Annotated in this window: 13 protein-coding genes and 5 rRNA genes; 1 reads left to right on the top strand and 17 read right to left on the bottom strand. The window is 40.6% G+C overall.

What is annotated here, in order from left to right; translation table 11 throughout:
• Nucleotides 1-33: 33 nt before the first annotated feature.
• From ACWV26_RS00240 to metG, 3 genes are all read right to left on the bottom strand, one after another.
• Nucleotides 34-963, bottom strand: a complete 930-nt coding sequence (locus tag ACWV26_RS00240; RefSeq protein WP_455896425.1) for a 3D domain-containing protein — start codon at nucleotides 961-963, stop codon at nucleotides 34-36.
• Nucleotides 964-1,092: 129 nt separating this feature from the next.
• Nucleotides 1,093-1,863, bottom strand: coding sequence for a TatD family hydrolase (locus tag ACWV26_RS00235; RefSeq protein ID WP_455896424.1), 771 nt, complete (start codon nucleotides 1,861-1,863; stop codon nucleotides 1,093-1,095).
• A gap of 498 nt (nucleotides 1,864-2,361) precedes the next feature.
• Nucleotides 2,362-4,326, bottom strand: coding sequence for a methionine--tRNA ligase (gene metG / locus ACWV26_RS00230; protein WP_455896423.1), 1,965 nt, complete (start codon nucleotides 4,324-4,326; stop codon nucleotides 2,362-2,364).
• Nucleotides 4,327-4,683: 357 nt separating this feature from the next.
• Here metG and ACWV26_RS00225 point away from each other — a divergent pair, with 357 nt between their 5' ends.
• Nucleotides 4,684-4,962, top strand: coding sequence for an AbrB/MazE/SpoVT family DNA-binding domain-containing protein (locus tag ACWV26_RS00225; protein ID WP_102693395.1), 279 nt, complete (start codon nucleotides 4,684-4,686; stop codon nucleotides 4,960-4,962).
• Between the two features lie 155 nt (nucleotides 4,963-5,117).
• On the opposite strand, the gene rsmI is transcribed toward ACWV26_RS00225, so the two are convergent.
• From rsmI to ACWV26_RS00155, 14 genes are all read right to left on the bottom strand, one after another.
• The gene (gene rsmI / locus ACWV26_RS00220) at nucleotides 5,118-5,996 is read right to left on the bottom strand and encodes a 16S rRNA (cytidine(1402)-2'-O)-methyltransferase (RefSeq protein WP_455896422.1); all 879 of its coding nucleotides are present in this window, start codon (nucleotides 5,994-5,996) and stop codon (nucleotides 5,118-5,120) included.
• Nucleotides 5,997-6,263 (bottom strand): GIY-YIG nuclease family protein, encoded by a 267-nt coding sequence (locus ACWV26_RS00215; protein ID WP_455896421.1) that lies wholly within the window; start codon nucleotides 6,261-6,263, stop codon nucleotides 5,997-5,999.
• A complete protein-coding gene (locus tag ACWV26_RS00210) occupies nucleotides 6,247-6,996 on the bottom strand; it encodes a tRNA1(Val) (adenine(37)-N6)-methyltransferase (RefSeq protein ID WP_455896420.1) in 750 nt (249 codons plus the stop codon). Before ACWV26_RS00210 ends, ACWV26_RS00215 begins: the two co-directional genes overlap by 17 nt.
• A 68-nt stretch (nucleotides 6,997-7,064) precedes the next feature.
• Nucleotides 7,065-7,424 carry a DNA replication initiation control protein YabA gene (gene yabA / locus ACWV26_RS00205; protein ID WP_455896419.1) on the bottom strand — a complete coding sequence of 120 codons (360 nt, stop codon included), beginning with the start codon at nucleotides 7,422-7,424 and terminating at the stop codon, nucleotides 7,065-7,067.
• Between the two features lie 21 nt (nucleotides 7,425-7,445).
• The gene (locus tag ACWV26_RS00200) at nucleotides 7,446-8,264 is read right to left on the bottom strand and encodes a PSP1 domain-containing protein (protein WP_455896418.1); all 819 of its coding nucleotides are present in this window, start codon (nucleotides 8,262-8,264) and stop codon (nucleotides 7,446-7,448) included.
• The gene (gene holB / locus ACWV26_RS00195; protein ID WP_455896417.1) at nucleotides 8,257-9,264 is read right to left on the bottom strand and encodes a DNA polymerase III subunit delta'; all 1,008 of its coding nucleotides are present in this window, start codon (nucleotides 9,262-9,264) and stop codon (nucleotides 8,257-8,259) included. Before holB ends, ACWV26_RS00200 begins: the two co-directional genes overlap by 8 nt.
• A 61-nt stretch (nucleotides 9,265-9,325) precedes the next feature.
• Entirely contained in the window at nucleotides 9,326-9,763 is a 438-nt protein-coding gene (locus tag ACWV26_RS00190; RefSeq protein ID WP_455896416.1) for a YaaR family protein, read from the bottom strand.
• Nucleotides 9,764-9,783: 20 nt separating this feature from the next.
• On the bottom strand, nucleotides 9,784-10,113 hold the full coding sequence (locus ACWV26_RS00185) for a cyclic-di-AMP receptor (protein WP_455896415.1): 330 nt from the start codon (nucleotides 10,111-10,113) through the stop codon (nucleotides 9,784-9,786).
• A gap of 70 nt (nucleotides 10,114-10,183) precedes the next feature.
• Nucleotides 10,184-10,810 (bottom strand): dTMP kinase, encoded by a 627-nt coding sequence (gene tmk, locus ACWV26_RS00180; protein ID WP_455896414.1) that lies wholly within the window; start codon nucleotides 10,808-10,810, stop codon nucleotides 10,184-10,186.
• A gap of 627 nt (nucleotides 10,811-11,437) precedes the next feature.
• A 5S ribosomal RNA gene (rrf, locus tag ACWV26_RS00175) occupies nucleotides 11,438-11,554 on the bottom strand.
• Between the two features lie 67 nt (nucleotides 11,555-11,621).
• A 23S ribosomal RNA gene (locus ACWV26_RS00170) occupies nucleotides 11,622-14,551 on the bottom strand.
• A 181-nt stretch (nucleotides 14,552-14,732) separates the two neighbouring features.
• Nucleotides 14,733-16,280 (bottom strand): 16S ribosomal RNA (locus tag ACWV26_RS00165).
• A gap of 1,590 nt (nucleotides 16,281-17,870) precedes the next feature.
• Nucleotides 17,871-17,987, bottom strand: a 5S ribosomal RNA gene (gene rrf / locus ACWV26_RS00160).
• 68 nt (nucleotides 17,988-18,055) lie between these two features.
• Nucleotides 18,056-20,985, bottom strand: a 23S ribosomal RNA gene (locus ACWV26_RS00155).
• Together the 16S, 23S and 5S rRNA genes form the textbook arrangement of a ribosomal RNA operon.
• Between the last annotated feature and the right edge of the window lie 102 nt (nucleotides 20,986-21,087).

Genomic DNA, 21,087 nt, shown 5'->3' with positions numbered 1-21,087 from the left:
GTATGGTGAGATGAGCTTCTTTTTTTCAGTTGTTTATTTTTGAATTGTAACTTTAATGGTACGTCTACCCCAGTTTAAAGCTTTCTTTTTTGTTGGCATGAAGACATCAATTTTATGACCTTTGATAGCGCCGCCAGTATCTCCGGCAATCGCAAGTCCATATCCTTCAACATAAACCATTTTGCGTAAAGGAATGACTCTTGGATCGACTGCGATTACTTTCTTATAAGGGTCCTTACGTAAGTTAATACCAATACTTGTTTTTCCAGAGCAACCATTACAATTGGCAGTATATGCAGTGGATGACACATACATGGATTTTCCATTAAGAGAATTAGACACTTTTTTTATGGAACCTGATCGTAAATAGGTTTTTGATACATAGCCTATTTTGCCTTTATACGAAACCTTGTACCAATTTCCCTTTTTGCCTTTATACGTAACATTCTTGCCCCTTGGAATTGTAATCTTAACTCCGTATTTCGTTCCTGGACCTTTACGTAAATTTAAATTAGCTGTTGTGTGATATGTTCTTGGTTGACTTACTTGTGTAATCTCTTTACCTGAGTTTTTATTTTCAGAATCACGGGATTCTTCCACTACATCGATGGCCTTTTCTACTCGAACACCAGATGCCTTCGTGTCATTTGCTTTTTGCGTATCATTGTTCTTTTGAAGATCGCTATTTTCTCCTGACTCAACTGTGGGTTGCTTTAAAAAGTCAGCGACCGTAGTCGAAGTTTCTCCTGCTAATTTCTCGATTGAAATATGTGAACTTACAAAATCGTTAATTCGTGATTCATTGTGTACATCATTTGCACTTGCACTTACAGTATAAATTGCAGTACCCAAAACTGCGCTTGTGGCGACAGCAAATGGAAGCATAAACGTTGCAAAGTTCCTTTTCTTTTTCTGATACCTCTTAGATTTTAAATTTTCGTTTTCCATAGGATTCTTTGACATAAAATCGTCTCCTTTTCACTCATTGAATTTTAAAGACTCTTTTTGACTGTCAATCGATAGTAGTTTACCTAATTTTACAAAAGAGCTAGTCTTACTTTGAATGTGGGAGACGCTTGTATTTTAAAAATTTTAAGCTTGAATCTTGAAAAAGCGATGAGCATTTTCAGTTGTTTGTTTTGCAACTTCTTCAATAGTCAAACCTTTTAATTGAGCAATTTCTTGAGCAACTAATGGAACTAATGAAGGCTCATTTCTCTTACCCCGATATGGATGTGGGGCAAGGTATGGTGCATCTGTTTCAATCATCAAATATTGCAATGGGATTTCCTTTGCCACTGTTTTTGGCTTTTTGGCATTTTTGAAAGTAACAGGACCACCTAAACTAATCATAAAATTCAATTTGACACAACGTTTAGCGGTTTCTACGCTACCACTAAAGCAATGCATCACTCCACCAACTTCTTCAGCATGCTCTTCTTGTAAAATACGCACACAATCTTCAGTTGCTTCACGGTTATGAATGACAATTGGTAAGTTAACTTTTTTAGCGAGTTGGATTTGTTTTCTTAATAACTCCTGTTGTACATCTTTCGGTGATTTATCAAAATGATAATCGAGTCCTGTCTCACCGATTGCTACGACTTTAGGATGTGCTGCTAACTTTTCAATCCACTGTAAATCTTCTTCAGTACAATCGATTGCATCAACTGGATGCCAACCAATCGCTGCATAAAGAAAATCATAATCCTCAATTAGCCTCATAGCACGGGTTATTGTAGGTTTGTCAAATCCAACAACCACCATTTTATTAACTTTGGCTGCTAATGCACGGTCAATTACTTCTTGTAAATCATCCTCATATTGTTCAGCATTCAAATGAACATGCGTGTCTATAAACATTTTCATTCTCCTCACATGGTTAACATTTTAGCGAAATTAAACATTTCAGTGTTCACAACAAAATTACATTTTTATTACAAACATTACAACGAGTATTGTACTTACTACCTATGTAACATGGTGTCGTAATTTATTTTTTATTATCAAAATAGATATTTATACCTAATATTTTATGTCGTTTGAATTGTTTTATTGTCAAACTTTAGCTAATTTACAATTTTAAAGGCTAGATAGAATCATTCGAAAATTGCTTATTTTTTCGTCTATTTCATTTATCAAATCATAATCTAAAAATGTTATAGTTCAACTTTCTAATACCAATCTAACTAGGTTGCCCATACATTAAAAACTCCACACGCCCTTTAGCTTGATCAATTACATTCCTCTATTTTATAGAGGGAAAAAGACCATAGCGGGCGCGCGGAGTTAGTTCTAATAGTTATTAATTTTTTATAACCTTGATGCTAAATGCATTTCTTCTAAAATGAAGTAAAAGAATTATTTAACTTTAGCACCGTTTTCTAGTTTTTCATCTACTGTTGCTAATGTAAGTATGCCATTTTTGCTACCAGCTAAAATCATTCCTTGTGATAATTCACCACGTAATTTAACCGGTTTTAAGTTTGCTACAACAATTACTTTACGGCCTACTAATTCTTCTGGTTTGTAATATTCCGCAATTCCTGACACAACTTGACGTTGTTCATAGCCTAAATCTAGTTGAAGTTTTAATAATTTATTTGCTTTTGGAATTTTGTCGCAAGCTGTAACTGTCGCTACACGTAAATCTACTTTCATAAAATCATCGATTGTAATTTCAGGAACTTCCTCTTTCTTTTCAACCTCTTCTACCTTTGGCTGTTCAATAGTCTTTACAGATCCACGCATTTGATCGCGAATATAAGTAACTTCTTCATCTGAATCTAAACGAGGGAAAATCGGTACACCTTTTTCGATTACTTTTGTGCCTGATTTAATAACATTTTCTTCATTTAATGTTTCCCACGCTAGTAATTCTTCTGATAAACCTAGTTGGCGTACAATTTCCTTTGGTGAATTCGTCATAAAAGGTTGAATCATGATTGCAACGCGGCGTAGACTTTCAGCTAAATTATGCATTACTGTTGCTAATTGGCCAATACTTTCTTCGTCTTTAGCAAGTACCCATGGTTGTGTTTCATCTATATATTTATTCGTACGAGATACCAATGCCCAAACATCTGCTAATACAACGCTAAACTGCATTTTTTCCATATCTGCTTCATATTTAGCTTGCGTTTCCTTTGCTTGTGCATCTAGAGCAGCGTCAAATTCTGTTGGTTCCAAACCTTCAGTAGGTATAACGCCATCAAAGTATTTATTCATCATTGATACAGTACGATTTAATAAGTTACCAAGGTCATTCGCAAGGTCAAAATTAGTACGCTCTACAAATGATTCAGGTGAGAATACACCATCCTGGCCAAACGGCAATTCACGTAATAAGAAATATCGTGTAGCATCTAGACCATATCTTTCTATTAGCATTTCAGGATATACAACATTTCCTTTAGATTTTGACATTTTGCCATCTTTCATCATGATAAAACCATGAGCGAATACCTTTTTTGGAAGTGGTAAATCTAAAGCCATCAAGAAAATTGGCCAATAGATTGTATGGAATCGCACGATGTCTTTCCCAACCACGTGAACATCTGCAGGCCAATACTTTTTGAAGTTTTCATCGTTTTCCGTATCATAACCTAAAGTTGTTAAATAGTTTGTAAGGGCATCAACCCATACATAAATGACATGCTTTGGATCTCCAGGAACACGAATACCCCAATCAAATGAAGTACGAGATACTGAAAGGTCTTCAAGACCCGGTTTGATGAAATTATTAATCATTTCATTTTTTCGTGATTCTGGTTCTATGAATTGTGGGTTTTCTTCATAATATTGTAATAGTCGGTCCGCATATTTTTTCATATTAAAGAAGTAAGATTCCTCTTTCACTTTATGAACAGGGCGGCCACAATCTGGACAATTTCCGTTATCTAGTTGTGTATCCGTGAAGAAAGATTCACATGGCGTGCAATACCATCCTTCATATTCACCTTTATATATGTCGCCATTATCCAAGAACTTTTTGAAGATTTTCTCTACGGCCTTTGTATGGCGCTCTTCTGTTGTTTGGATAAAGTCATCATAGGAGATGTCCATCAGTTTCCAAAGTTTTTTTGCAGCCGCTGCGATCTCATCAACATATTCTTTTGGATGTTTGTTTGCTTCTTCTGCTTTTTCTTGAATCTTTTGACCATGTTCGTCCATACCTGTTTGGAAACGGACATCGTACCCACGTAGTCGCTTGTAACGTGCCATTGTATCAGCAGCTACAGTTGTATATGCAGTGCCGATATGGAATTTACCACTTGGGTAGTAAATTGGTGTAGTAATATAGAATGTTTTCTTTTCTTTTGTCACGAAAACTTCCTCCAGTGCTATACAGTATACCTATTATTTTATCGGAGTACGAAAAACCTTTCAATTAAAGTTTACTTTACTCAATTTTGTCTAATTTTGTCGAATGATATACAAGAACTATTATTATTTAAAATATAATCAAAAAAGCGGATAAAAGTACAAAATTCGGGCAAAATAAAACAAATCCATATGATTTATTACCTTAAAGAACGGAAATTTTTTGAAAGGATATACAAAAATGCATACAAAAATAATTGACGTTTATGGCATTAGTTGGTATGATATCTTACAGAAACAGATTATATGTCGAAATTTGACGAAAAATAATTTCAAGAAATAATAGGAGGAACTCTCGTTATGAAATCTACTGGTATTGTGCGTAAAGTTGATGAACTTGGCCGCGTGGTAATTCCAATTGAACTTCGTCGTACATTAGGTATTGCAGAAAAAGATGCTTTAGAAATTTATGTAGATGATGATAAAATCATTCTAAAAAAATATATGCCTAATATGACTTGTGCTGTAACTGGTGAAGTATCTGATGATAACTTCCGTTTAGCTGGAGGTAACTTAATCCTTAGCCCAGAAGGTGCACAAATTCTTATGAAAGAAATCCAAGCAAAATTAAACAAATAAGTATATGTAGTAAATCAATTCGATCGACAAGATATATATTAATGAAAAAACCTTTTTATTACCTACCTTGTTTTCTAATGTGATTTTATATATAAAAAAGCCCATCAGAAATATTCGCCATTTCTGATGGGCTTTTTATTTAGAACTACTAAGATTTATGGTTCTAAAATATGATATTGTTGGTAAACATCACGTTTCCCTATGCCTCTAACTTTTGCTACTTCTTTAATAGCTTCTTTTGAAGATAGTTTTTGTTCGAGTATGAGTCGATCAACATGTTCTACAATTGTTAATTCACTCCACCAATGTTCTTCTACTTCATCTACTCCTTGTAGATTCCCTTCCACTACTAGACAGAATTCCCCACGTATTTCATTGTTATTTGCCCAGTCAATTGCTTCATCCAAAGTTCCACGTAGAAATTCTTCAAATTTCTTAGTTAACTCTCGTGCCATTACAATCCGCCGATTTCCAAAAGTCGCTTGCATATCCTTTAGTGTTTCCTTTAGACGATGTGGCGCTTCATAAAAAACAACAGTCTCATGGCGTTTTTTTAATGACTCCAGTGATTCCCTACGTTCTTTTTTATGACGGCTTAAAAATCCATAGAAAAAGAAAGGCTGGGGTGCTAATCCAGAGGCTATTAATGCTGTTAATGCTGCATTTGCGCCAGGTACAGGTACGACCGCAAAGTCTTCCTCAATTGCCTTTATAGCGATATCTGCACCGGGGTCTGAAATACACGGTAATCCTGCATCACTTACAAGGGCAACCGTTTTTCCTTCACGCAAAAATTGAAGTAATTTCTCTCCGCCTTGCTCTTGATTATGATCATGATAGCTTATCAATGGCGTTTCTATTTCGAAATAATTGCAAAGCTTTCTAGTATTGCGTGTATCTTCTGCCGCGATAATATCTGCTTCTTTTAAAATGCGGATTGCACGCATTGTCATATCTTCCAAATTACCTATAGGCGTAGCAACTAAATATAAACAACTACCCTTTTCATGCATCGCACTTTTTTGTGTCTTCACTCAATCTTCACTCCTAGTTGCTAAAAATTCTTCCTTTTGTTTTCTTGTTAATTGTTTAAAGTGATATTCTGCACTCATCGCATCATGCTTGGTTTCAAAGGTTTCGAAATAAATACAGTGCACGGGTCTCCGTGCTCTAGTATATTTTGCACCCTTTCCTGCATTGTGAACGGCAACTCTTTTTTCAAGATTATTAGTATACCCCGTATAGTAAGTACCATCAGCACATTCTAGTACATACATAACGTGATTATTGCCTATCGCCATATAGCATTTCTCTCACTTCGGTAGTATATTCACCATCTTCTCCATATACATATAATGGAGGTAGAATTTTTAAATCAGGCTTTCCATCTTTTATTCCTTCTATTAATAATGTATTTGCCTCTTTTCCTTCCTTTGGATATACAAAGCGAATACGTTTCGGTTCTAATCTATTAGCACGCATTGCAGTTACGATATCGAGTAAGCGACCTGGTCGGTGAACAAATGCAGCTTTACCACCTTGCTTTAAAAGCTTACTAGCAGAGTAAACCATTTCATCCAGCTTTAGGTAAATTTCATGTCTTGCAATAGCAACATGTTCCTTTAAGTTCTTTTCGCTAGCTTCATGTGCAGGAAAATAAGGAGGATTGCATGTTACTACATCATACTTTTCTACACCTATTTGTTGTGAAATTGTTCGAACATCACCTTGCAATATGGTAATTTGCTCCTGTAAATTGTTATATTGTACACTTCTCATTGCCATATCGACAAGGCGATTTTGCAATTCAACAGCCGTAATGTGACCCTTTGTACGTACACTTAAAAACAGTGGAATTGCTCCATTACCAGCGCATAAATCAACTAAATTTCCCTTTTGATAAGGGACACTTACAAATTTCGATAATAACACGGCATCTAATGAAAATGAAAAAACAGATGGGCTTTGAATAATACGTAGGTCCTCTGCCAATAAGTAATCCATTCTCTCATCTTCTTTCAACCATTGTTCCATTCATTTACCCTCCACATAACAAAAGACTGACATCCATTTATTATGATGGAATCAGTCTTTATTATCAATTACTGTTTATTTAAAAATGATAGGCAGAATAAACAATCTTCGCCTTTTCGCGAACTGCCAAAATGGACATGGCAAACATGAAATCCCTCATGATATAGTCGAGCAAGATTATCATATCCTTCCCCCACATCAATGATCTCTTTTTTCTTTTCTTCAGCAACTGGTTCATCAGGCTTCTCTGGATTTACAGAGAGAACTTCTTCTAATCTTGTGCGAAGATGACGATTTTCCAATTGTAGTGTTTGATGCTCTTCCATCATGAGTGCAACGAATTTCTTCAATGCCTCAAATTGTTTTTGCATCGATTCGAGCTGTTGTTCGAACTCCATAACAGTATCTAAGAAATTACGGTCCTCCACTCAAGCCACCTCATTATTTCTCTATTGGACTGAACTTTTTTCATACTCTAAAATTTCATCCAAAGTATATTCTAAGACTCGTTGTTCTTCAAACAACTCAATTTGAAGCACTCGTTCTAATATGTTTAACCCGGTTACTTTACCTCTACCATCTGGAGTTGTAATTGTTTCTCCCATATCAGGCATTTGTTCAAGTGCTTCTTCATACTCATCATTCTCATACTTTAGACAACACATTAAACGTCCACATAATCCTGATATTTTCGAAGGATTAAGGGATAAGTTTTGATCCTTAGCCATTTTAATTGATACTGGCTCGAAGTCTCCTAAAAAAGTAGAACAGCATAGCATTCTTCCACAAGGACCGATACCGCCCAGCATCTTTGCTTCATCTCGCACACCAATTTGTCTTAGTTCTATCCGCGTACGGAAAATTGCTGCTAAGTCTTTTACTAATTCACGGAAGTCAACTCTTCCCTCAGCTGTAAAGTAAAAGATTATCTTATTTCGATCAAATGTATATTCAACATCTACTAGCTTCATTTTCAATTCATGCGCAGCAATCTTTTCTGTAGCTACATCAAATGCACGCTTAGACTCAACCGCATTTTCATTAACTTGTAAGCGATCTCGCTCATTTGCTGGACGAACAACTTGCTTAAGTGGAAGAACAACATCGCTTTCTCCAACTTGTTTCATAGAAACAACAATTCTCCCATACTCAATACCTCTTGCTGTCTCTACGATAACATATTGACCTTTTTCTAGAATATAGTCTCCAGGGTCAAAATAATATATTTTACCCGCCTTTTTAAAACGGACACCTACTACTTTATACAAAGGATTTTCCCTCCTGCAGATTCAGCATTAGTTGCTCCATCATCAACGTTTTATTCATGTTACTTAGCAATTGCTTACGAGCTTTTAGTATCGCTTGTAACTGCGATGATAACTTATCAAAAGTTGTATGAAGAGCCGCTTCCTTCCATGTTGAAAGTAAATCAGGATACGTACAGATTGCTTCCGGATTTGCCTTTATCGCTACTATATCTCGAAAGGCAAACAGCATTAGTTCTAAAGCTAACCCTATTTGCTCTTTTTCTTTAAATAATGGTAGCCACTCTTCATGCACAACCAACATTGACTCATGTACATTTCTGAATGTGGCCTCTACCAATTTTAACACTGTTTTTCTAGCCTGTGCAAACGCATCATCTTTTGCAAGAGAAAATGCATCTTCTAGATTACTAGTCACCATACTAACAGTTGCTGCCATTGACATAGTAATTCCTTCTGTAATCAGTCTTTTTATCATTTCATCACGTGGAATTTCTTGAAATTTAATATGCTGACAACGAGAGCGAATAGTTGAAATAATGGCATTTATATTTTGTGTAACAAATATTGCTGTAACAATACCCTCAGGTTCCTCTAAAAACTTCAATAATTTATTTGCAGATTTTACATTTAACCTCTCTGCACTATGGATAACATATACTTTACGTCCTGCCTCTAGTCCCGTTTTACTCATCTCATTAAGTAGCTCTTCGATTGCATCCACTTTAATGAATTGGCCTTCAGGATATACTTGATGAAAATTAGGATGATTTCCTGACTTAATACGCTGACAGCTTCGACATGTTTCACATGGAACATTGTTTTGTGGATTCTCACATAATAATAATTGTACAAAAAAAAGCATAGCTTCTTCTGTCCCAGTACCTTTACCACCTTCGAATATGTACGCATGACCCACTCTATTTTTATCGAAAATTGTTTGGAGCTGCTTCATCACTACTGGTTGTAATTTAAGTAGTTCTTCAGCTGTATACATGTGCATTTCATCACCTTTTCATTGTTTGAAAAAATCCCGTGCTTCGGAATTCCGAAAGACACGGGGTTTACGTATATAGGTTGATTAACAAGCCTTTAATCTCACCTATTTTAGCTAATAAATCAACAGAATCCTTTTCTTCACTGAGAACGTCTTCTGTTAACTCAATTAGTTTAGCATCAATTGTATCTACTATTTTTAAGCGGCGACCTTCTCCAAAGCGATTCCAAGTATGAGATTGTTTTAACTCCATTCCATACGAAACAGACTCCTTCAAAAAGCGCTTCACTAACATTTTAAACTTTGCCAAATCACGTAAATTTTTAGATTTTGCAATGCGGTCTCCCGCTGTTGAAATATCACCTAATAATCTTGTAATTTGCTCTGTCTGCATACGTTGTCCAGATTTTACAACTAAATCACCAAAACTTGATGTTGACTGATGATTCGGTAGCCTGTGTCTAGTTGCATCTAACCCTATACGCAAATCCTGATTAATCTTCACGTACTTATATCCTCCGACTACTAAAAATGATGAAACTGCTCTATTGGTAGTACAAAAACAGTTGCTCCCCCTACCTCTACTTCGACTGGATATGGAATATACGCATCTGCATTTCCACCCATTGGTGAAATAGGAGCCACCATTTGTTCACGGGAACGACAATTATCGCGAATTATATCTAATACTTTTTGAACCAGTGAATCTTCAGTACCTATCAAGAAAGTCGTATTTCCTGAGCGAAGAAATCCTCCAGTACTGGCCAATTTTGTTGCGCGAAATTGATTTTTCGTTAAAGCGTTTGAAAGACGGTTACTATCCTGATCTTGTACAACTGCCACAACTAACTTCATCGGCATTCACCCCTTTAATTTTTAGGTTCTATTCTAATTATAACATACTTCCTAATATCTCTTCATTTCTTTACATGGCATTTCTCAAAACTTTCCATACGCTTTGAAAAACTAACTCTAATGGTTGGTTTGCATCAATAATCTGAATACGTTCAGGAAATTCCTTTGCTAAGTCCAAATAAGCTTTACGGACTTTTTGATGAAATACTAAACTTTCAGCATCTAAGCGATTTACTTCACGCTCTTTGTGTGCGTTAATGCGTGCTAAGCCTATCTCAGGGTCTAAATCAAAAAGAATTGTCACGTCTGGCATACGGTCACCTATAGCAAATTGATTAATGGCCTTTACTCCTGAAATGCCTAAATCTCTGCCAATTCCTTGATATGCTAATGACGAATCAATGAATCGATCACATAAAACGACTTTTCCCTCTTTTAGAGATGGCTCTATTTTTTCGACAAAATGTTGGCTCCTTGCTGCAGCATATAATAATGCTTCAGTCTTTGCATCCATCTCTGTATGTGCTGGATTCAAAATGACTTCACGTATCTTTTCGGCTATAATACTGCCACCAGGTTCGCGAGTTGCTACTACCTCTATACCCTCTTCTTGCAATTTTGTAACTACCAGCTTAAGAACAGTAGTTTTTCCCGCTCCTTCTGGACCTTCAAATGAAATAAATAATTTATTTACCATGATTAAACCCTCTCATTTTTACTATTACATTACATTATACATGATTGGCCAACATCCTCTAATTAATAATACTATTGAATGCGCGAAAATATGTAATAAGCGATGAATAAGCCTATATTCAATTCTCTTATTTTGTCTTTTTAGTTTTCAAAAAAAACGTTAGAGTAAAGGTAAAAATAATTGTTATTGCTTTAAGCATATATATCTTTTTTGCCATACTTACTCCTTTACAAAACAGGATAATATTTTTACTTATATATCTATTGATTAATATTAGCATCTAATGATTTTAAATTTCAATTTGTAGAATGATTATATTTCCCGGTTGATAATCAAGGATATCGAAGAAATCTAAGACGTTTAAGTATCATATTTTCAATCTTTCTATTATTGAAGCATCCAGTTTCTCTTTTGCACTTAAAACAAACGATTCGCTTTATTTGCTCTTTTTATAGTGCCTTTTGTTGCATTGCTTAACAAGCTCATTAGAATAAGTCATCGTTAATAGCAAATAATGAATGCATTTATTTCTACTCTTATACTTCCTGTCATTGAATTGTTCGCTGGAAATAAAAATTTTAGCAAACGAAAAAACACAACTGAATAAACAGTTGTGTTTTAGTGTGTGCCTAGCAACGTCCTACTCTCACAGGGGGACAGCCCCCAACTACCATTGGCGCTAAAGAGCTTAACTTCTGTGTTCGGCATGGGAACAGGTGTGACCTCTTTGCCATCATTACTAGACTATTTATAAAGAAAGAATTGTTCTTTCAAAACTGGAAAAACCTTATTGAAGTTCTTAAAATAACGTTTGGTTAAGTCCTCGATCTATTAGTATTCGTCAGCTCCATGTGTCACCACACTTCCACCTCGAACCTATCTACCTTGTCGTCTTCAAGGGATCTTACTTACTTGCGTAATGGGAAATCTCATCTTGAGGGGGGCTTCATGCTTAGATGCTTTCAGCACTTATCCCGTCCACACATAGCTACCCAGCGATGCTCTTGGCAGAACAACTGGTACACCAGCGGTGTGTCCATCCCGGTCCTCTCGTACTAAGGACAGCTCCTCTCAAATTTCCTACGCCCACGACGGATAGGGACCGAACTGTCTCACGACGTTCTGAACCCAGCTCGCGTACCGCTTTAATGGGCGAACAGCCCAACCCTTGGGACCGACTACAGCCCCAGGATGCGATGAGCCGACATCGAGGTGCCAAACCTCCCCGTCGATGTGGACTCTTGGGGGAGATAAGCCTGTTATCCCCGGGGTAGCTTTTATCCGTTGAGCGATGGCCCTTCCATGCGGAACCACCGGATCACTAAGCCCGTCTTTCGACCCTGCTCGACTTGTAGGTCTCGCAGTCAAGCTCCCTTGTGCCTTTACACTCTGCGAATGATTTCCAACCATTCTGAGGGAACCTTTGGGCGCCTCCGTTACTCTTTAGGAGGCGACCGCCCCAGTCAAACTGTCCGCCTGACACTGTCTCCTACCCCGATATAGGGGTACGGGTTAGAATTTCAATACAGCTGGGGTAGTATCCCAAGGACGCCTCCACCGAAGCTGGCGCTCCGGTATCTCAGGCTCCTACCTATCCTGTACAAGCTGTACCAAAATTCAATATCAGGCTACAGTAAAGCTCCACGGGGTCTTTCCGTCCTGTCGCGGGTAACCTGCATCTTCACAGGTACTATAATTTCACCGAGTCTCTCGTTGAGACAGTGCCCAGATCGTTACGCCTTTCGTGCGGGTCGGAACTTACCCGACAAGGAATTTCGCTACCTTAGGACCGTTATAGTTACGGCCGCCGTTTACTGGGGCTTCGGTTCTCACCTTCGCTTACGCTAAGCAATCCCCTTAACCTTCCAGCACCGGGCAGGCGTCAGCCCCTATACGTCACCTTACGGTTTTGCAGAGACCTGTGTTTTTGCTAAACAGTCGCCTGGGCCTATTCACTGCGGCTCTCTCGGGCTTGCACCCTACTAGAGCACCCCTTCTCCCGAAGTTACGGGGTCATTTTGCCGAGTTCCTTAACGAGAGTTCTCTCGCTCACCTTAGGATTCTCTCCTCGACTACCTGTGTCGGTTTGCGGTACGGGCACCTCCTACCTCGCTAGAGGCTTTTCTTGACAGTGTGAAATCAGGAACTTCGCGGTAAACCGCTCGCCATCATAGCTCAACGTTATAGAGAGCGGATTTGCCTACTCTCACGCCTTACTATTTAGACGCACATAACCAACAGTGCGCTTACCCTATCCTACTGTGTCCCCCCATTACTCAAATGGTAGGGAGGTGGTACAGGAATATCAACCTGTTATCCATCGCCTACGCCTATCGGCCTCGGCTTAGGTCCCGACTAACCCTGAGAGGACGAGCCTTCCTCAGGAAACCTTAGTCATTCGGTGGATGGGATTCTCACCCATCTTTCGCTACTCATACCGGCATTCTCACTTCTAAGCGCTCCACCAGTCCTTCCGGTCTGACTTCACAGCACTTAGAACGCTCTCCTACCACAGACATCATAGATGTCTATCCACAGCTTCGGTGAATTGTTTAGCCCCGATACATTTTCGGCGCAGCGTCACTCGACCAGTGAGCTATTACGCACTCTTTAAATGGTGGCTGCTTCTGAGCCAACATCCTGGTTGTCTAAGCAACGTCACATCCTTTTCCACTTAACAATTACTTTGGGACCTTAGCTGGTGGTCTGGGCTGTTTCCCTTTTGACTACGGATCTTATCACTCGCAGTCTGACTCCCGTGCATAAATCATTGGCATTCGGAGTTTGTCTGAATTCGGTAATCCGGGATGGACCCCTAGTTCAAACAGTGCTCTACCTCCAAGATTCTCTATCACGAGGCTAGCCCTAAAGCTATTTCGGAGAGAACCAGCTATCTCCAAGTTCGATTGGAATTTCTCCGCTACCCACACCTCATCCCCGCACTTTTCAACGTGCGTGGGTTCGGGCCTCCAGTAAGTGTTACCTTACCTTCACCCTGGACATGGGTAGATCACCTGGTTTCGGGTCTACAACCACATACTCATTCGCCCTATTCAGACTCGCTTTCGCTACGGCTCCGTCTTTTCAACTTAACCTTGCATGTAATCGTAACTCGCCGGTTCATTCTACAAAAGGCACGCTATCACCCATTAACGGGCTCTAACTACTTGTAGGCACATGGTTTCAGGATCTCTTTCACTCCCCTCCCGGGGTGCTTTTCACCTTTCCCTCACGGTACTGGTTCACTATCGGTCACTAGAGAGTATTTAGCCTTAGGAGATGGTCCTCCCAGATTCCGACGGAATTTCACGTGTTCCGCCGTACTCAGGATCCACTCAGGAGAGAATGAACTTTTGACTACAGGACTGTTACCTTCTTCGGTAGGTCTTTCCAAACCGCTTCGTCTAATTCATTCCTTTGTAACTCCATATAGAGTGTCCTACAACCCCAAGAGGCAAGCCTCTTGGTTTGGGCTGTTCCCGTTTCGCTCGCCGCTACTAAGGGAATCGAAATTTCTTTCTCTTCCTTCAGGTACTTAGATGTTTCAGTTCCCTGAGTCTGCCATCATGACGCTATGTATTCACGTCAAGATACTATTCCATTACGAATAGTGGGTTTCCCCATTCGGAAATCTCCGGATCAAAGCTTACTTACAGCTCCCCGAAGCATATCGGTGTTAGTGCCGTCCTTCATCGGCTTCTAGTGCCAAGGCATCCGCCATGCGCCCTTAATAACTTAACCTATAAGTTATTAAGCCTAAAAATTTAAAACTTAATATAAAAAAATGTGTTACTTAAGAATTTTTCAATGTCGTTTTATCCAGTTTTCAAAGAACAATGTTTTGAAAGCGATGAGCCTTCAAAACTGAACAGCAAGCGTTAATCTTAGAGAACCACGTTCTCTATTCCGAAATATTCCTTAGAAAGGAGGTGATCCAGCCGCACCTTCCGATACGGCTACCTTGTTACGACTTCACCCCAATCATCTATCCCACCTTCGGCGGCTGGCCCCAAAAGGTTACCTCACCGACTTCGGGTGTTACAAACTCTCGTGGTGTGACGGGCGGTGTGTACAAGGCCCGGGAACGTATTCACCGCGGCATGCTGATCCGCGATTACTAGCGATTCCGGCTTCATGTAGGCGAGTTGCAGCCTACAATCCGAACTGAGAACGGTTTTATGAGATTAGCGTGCTCTCGCGAGTTAGCGACTCTTTGTACCGTCCATTGTAGCACGTGTGTAGCCCAGGTCATAAGGGGCATGATGATTTGACGTCATCCCCACCTTCCTCCGGTTTGTCACCGGCAGTCACCTTAGAGTGCCCAACTAAATGATGGCAACTAAGATTAAGGGTTGCGCTCGTTGCGGGACTTAACCCAACATCTCACGACACGAGCTGACGACAACCATGCACCACCTGTCACCAATGTCCCCGAAGGGAAAACTCTATCTCTAGAGCGGTCACTGGGATGTCAAGACCTGGTAAGGTTCTTCGCGTTGCTTCGAATTAAACCACATGCTCCACCGCTTGTGCGGGCCCCCGTCAATTCCTTTGAGTTTCAACCTTGCGGTCGTACTCCCCAGGCGGAGTGCTTAATGCGTTAGCTGCAGCACTAAGGGGCGGAAACCCCCTAACACTTAGCACTCATCGTTTACGGCATGGACTACCAGGGTATCTAATCCTGTTTGCTCCCCATGCTTTCGCGCCTCAGCGTCAGTTACAGACCAGAAAGTCGCCTTCGCCACTGGTGTTCCTCCAAATCTCTACGCATTTCACCGCTACACTTGGAATTCCACTTTCCTCTTCTGCACTCAAGTCTCCCAGTTTCCAATGACCCTCCACGGTTGAGCCGTGGGCTTTCACATCAGACTTAAGAAACCACCTGCGCGCGCTTTACGCCCAATAAATCCGGACAACGCTTGCCACCTACGTATTACCGCGGCTGCTGGCACGTAGTTAGCCGTGGCTTTCTAATAAGGTACCGTCAAGGTACGTTCATTTCCTAACGTACTTGTTCTTCCCTTACAACAGAGTTTTACGATCCGAAAACCTTCATCACTCACGCGGCGTTGCTCCATCAGACTTTCGTCCATTGTGGAAGATTCCCTACTGCTGCCTCCCGTAGGAGTTTGGGCCGTGTCTCAGTCCCAATGTGGCCGATCACCCTCTCAGGTCGGCTATGCATCGTCGCCTTGGTAGGCCGTTACCCCACCAACTAGCTAATGCACCGCGGGCCCATCCTGTAGTGACGCGAAAGCGCCTTTCAACATTTCACCATGAAGTGAAATGGATTATCCGGTATTAGCTCCGGTTTCCCGAAGTTATCCCAGTCTACAGGGCAGGTTGCCCACGTGTTACTCACCCGTCCGCCGCTAAATCAGAGGAGCAAGCTCCTCATCATTCGCTCGACTTGCATGTATTAGGCACGCCGCCAGCGTTCGTCCTGAGCCAGGATCAAACTCTCCATAAAAGTAAAGTTTGAAAGCTCATTAGCTTTGCTAGCGTATCATCAAAGATGATATCTATAGTTTGTCCTTGTCACTAACAAAAGTTAGCAAACAAAGTTTATTGATTAACGTCTTGCTTGTTCAGTTTTCAAGGTTCATATCTCAGTTCACTCAGTAGCGAACTTTTATATCTTATCAAATATATGTTGTTTTGTCAACAACTTTTTATCAAAGATTTATTTTGTTGTCGTTTCTTTTAACAACAACTTAATTATCTTATCACATTAATATAATGAAATCAATAACTTTCATCGTTTATTGAAAGATTCATATTAAATTTGTCGTTGTCTTTTTGCGACTTTAATATAATATCATATGAAAATAAATTGGTCAATATTTTTCATCACTACATTATTAGTAAATTATATTATACTTCCATAGATTTAAATTATTTATTCTGGTGTGTGCTTAAGTAAGTGATCTGATTTTTGCTATTAGAATTTTTAACTTTACGATTTTGAATATATATATGGCATCGTTCAAACTGTACCATTTAATATTGATTATTTTACCAGCTATTAAATTTATAAATCCGACTCTTCTGAGCATTTTCTAATCTACTCCCATATAATATTACATATATCATTAATTGTTCCCTAATCTTAATAGCATAGGATAAATAACGCTTTATGATTAATTGAATTAATTGTATTTAACATCGTTGTTTATCCTAACTAAAGCTGCTTCACTCAATCTAAAAATCTCTTCATCTGTTAATACATTCTAGGGAGTGATAAATTTGCAACAGATTATCTGTATCTTTCATAAGGAAACTTGAAATTAAAATATAGAACTGGCTTATGCATTAGTAATAATTGCAAAATAGTCGCTTTTCAAGTAAATCTTCTAACCCTATAATAATGTTTTTGATAGATGAGTAGAACCTAATGCATGCATTCTGTTTTTGCACTTGTACTTTCGCATTATTGTCGCTCTCTATGCTATCGCCGTTTATTCCTGTAATCTTGCTTTATCTAGTCTACGTTTTTGTAATAAGCAAATTTCCTTTGATGGTTGTGAACAATACAGAGCACTCTGAACATTGATACTGACTACATCCCTTTCTATTTATGAAGGTTCCTATTCACCCTCCCAACAATTTAACTCTCCAACTATATGTTCTACCTGCTATACTTTCGCAAGGTTATACTTAGGGTTGAAATTTCAATAATATACGAATTTGCATTGCCTTTTGAAGTAACTTATGGCGTTTCAATATTAATCAGATCCACCTAATTTTTTTACAAAGAAGCATTCATTGCATTGTCATTCGCGCTCACCATAAGTCTTGATGAATGCTCATTAGAGGCATTGACAAAATGACTCAAAATGATTATTGAATTTTTGCCCAACAAAAAAGGAACTAGGTGAATGTTTCAAAGGGACATAGAGTAAATGTAAGCATAGTCCTAATGAAAATGAGTCCAAACTTAAATCCTTTGCACAAAATGCGCTATTAAAATTGGCCATAATGCTGAATAAAGCTCATGTTTATTTAAAACTACAAAAAAATAAAAGAGCACAACTGAATAATCAGTTGTGCTCTAGTGTGTGCCTAGCAACGTCCTACTCTCGCAGGGGGACAGCCCCCAACTACCATTGGCGCTAAAGAGCTTAACTTCTGTGTTCGGCATGGGAACAGGTGTGACCTCTTTGCCATCATTACTAGACTATTTATAAAGAAAGAATTGTTCTTTCAAAACTGGATAAACTTTCATTGAAGTTCTTAAAATAACGTTTGGTTAAGTCCTCGATCTATTAGTATTCGTCAGCTCCATGTGTCACCACACTTCCACCTCGAACCTATCTACCTTGTCGTCTTCAAGGGATCTTACTTACTTGCGTAATGGGAAATCTCATCTTGAGGGGGGCTTCATGCTTAGATGCTTTCAGCACTTATCCCGTCCACACATAGCTACCCAGCGATGCTCTTGGCAGAACAACTGGTACACCAGCGGTGTGTCCATCCCGGTCCTCTCGTACTAAGGACAGCTCCTCTCAAATTTCCTACGCCCACGACGGATAGGGACCGAACTGTCTCACGACGTTCTGAACCCAGCTCGCGTACCGCTTTAATGGGCGAACAGCCCAACCCTTGGGACCGACTACAGCCCCAGGATGCGATGAGCCGACATCGAGGTGCCAAACCTCCCCGTCGATGTGGACTCTTGGGGGAGATAAGCCTGTTATCCCCGGGGTAGCTTTTATCCGTTGAGCGATGGCCCTTCCATGCGGAACCACCGGATCACTAAGCCCGTCTTTCGACCCTGCTCGACTTGTAGGTCTCGCAGTCAAGCTCCCTTGTGCCTTTACACTCTGCGAATGATTTCCAACCATTCTGAGGGAACCTTTGGGCGCCTCCGTTACTCTTTAGGAGGCGACCGCCCCAGTCAAACTGTCCGCCTGACACTGTCTCCTACCCCGATATAGGGGTACGGGTTAGAATTTCAATACAGCTGGGGTAGTATCCCAAGGACGCCTCCACCGAAGCTGGCGCTCCGGTATCTCAGGCTCCTACCTATCCTGTACAAGCTGTACCAAAATTCAATATCAGGCTACAGTAAAGCTCCACGGGGTCTTTCCGTCCTGTCGCGGGTAACCTGCATCTTCACAGGTACTATAATTTCACCGAGTCTCTCGTTGAGACAGTGCCCAGATCGTTACGCCTTTCGTGCGGGTCGGAACTTACCCGACAAGGAATTTCGCTACCTTAGGACCGTTATAGTTACGGCCGCCGTTTACTGGGGCTTCGGTTCTCACCTTCGCTTACGCTAAGCAATCCCCTTAACCTTCCAGCACCGGGCAGGCGTCAGCCCCTATACGTCACCTTACGGTTTTGCAGAGACCTGTGTTTTTGCTAAACAGTCGCCTGGGCCTATTCACTGCGGCTCTCTCGGGCTTGCACCCTACTAGAGCACCCCTTCTCCCGAAGTTACGGGGTCATTTTGCCGAGTTCCTTAACGAGAGTTCTCTCGCTCACCTTAGGATTCTCTCCTCGACTACCTGTGTCGGTTTGCGGTACGGGCACCTCCTACCTCGCTAGAGGCTTTTCTTGACAGTGTGAAATCAGGAACTTCGCGGTAAACCGCTCGCCATCATAGCTCAACGTTATAGAGAGCGGATTTGCCTACTCTCACGCCTTACTATTTAGACGCACATAACCAACAGTGCGCTTACCCTATCCTACTGTGTCCCCCCATTACTCAAATGGTAGGGAGGTGGTACAGGAATATCAACCTGTTATCCATCGCCTACGCCTATCGGCCTCGGCTTAGGTCCCGACTAACCCTGAGAGGACGAGCCTTCCTCAGGAAACCTTAGTCATTCGGTGGATGGGATTCTCACCCATCTTTCGCTACTCATACCGGCATTCTCACTTCTAAGCGCTCCACCAGTCCTTCCGGTCTGACTTCACAGCACTTAGAACGCTCTCCTACCACAGACATCATAGATGTCTATCCACAGCTTCGGTGAATTGTTTAGCCCCGATACATTTTCGGCGCAGCGTCACTCGACCAGTGAGCTATTACGCACTCTTTAAATGGTGGCTGCTTCTGAGCCAACATCCTGGTTGTCTAAGCAACGTCACATCCTTTTCCACTTAACAATTACTTTGGGACCTTAGCTGGTGGTCTGGGCTGTTTCCCTTTTGACTACGGATCTTATCACTCGCAGTCTGACTCCCGTGCATAAATCATTGGCATTCGGAGTTTGTCTGAATTCGGTAATCCGGGATGGACCCCTAGTTCAAACAGTGCTCTACCTCCAAGATTCTCTATCACGAGGCTAGCCCTAAAGCTATTTCGGAGAGAACCAGCTATCTCCAAGTTCGATTGGAATTTCTCCGCTACCCACACCTCATCCCCGCACTTTTCAACGTGCGTGGGTTCGGGCCTCCAGTAAGTGTTACCTTACCTTCACCCTGGACATGGGTAGATCACCTGGTTTCGGGTCTACAACCACATACTCATTCGCCCTATTCAGACTCGCTTTCGCTACGGCTCCGTCTTTTCAACTTAACCTTGCATGTAATCGTAACTCGCCGGTTCATTCTACAAAAGGCACGCTATCACCCATTAACGGGCTCTAACTACTTGTAGGCACATGGTTTCAGGATCTCTTTCACTCCCCTCCCGGGGTGCTTTTCACCTTTCCCTCACGGTACTGGTTCACTATCGGTCACTAGAGAGTATTTAGCCTTAGGAGATGGTCCTCCCAGATTCCGACGGAATTTCACGTGTTCCGCCGTACTCAGGATCCACTCAGGAGAGAATGAACTTTTGACTACAGGACTGTTACCTTCTTCGGTAGGTCTTTCCAAACCGCTTCGTCTAATTCATTCCTTTGTAACTCCATATAGAGTGTCCTACAACCCCAAGAGGCAAGCCTCTTGGTTTGGGCTGTTCCCGTTTCGCTCGCCGCTACTAAGGGAATCGAAATTTCTTTCTCTTCCTTCAGGTACTTAGATGTTTCAGTTCCCTGAGTCTGCCATCATGACGCTATGTATTCACGTCAAGATACTATTCCATTACGAATAGTGGGTTTCCCCATTCGGAAATCTCCGGATCAAAGCTTACTTACAGCTCCCCGAAGCATATCGGTGTTAGTGCCGTCCTTCATCGGCTTCTAGTGCCAAGGCATCCGCCATGCGCCCTTAATAACTTAACCTATAAGTTATTAAGCCTAAAAATTTAAAACTTAATATAAAAAAATGTGTTACTTAAGAATTTTTCAATGTCGTTTTATCCAGTTTTCAAAGAACAATGTTTT

The organism is Rummeliibacillus sp. JY-2-4R (genome assembly GCF_053847205.1).
The sequence above is the reverse complement of the archived record's forward strand: the minus strand, read 5'-3'. Positions and strand labels throughout refer to the sequence as shown.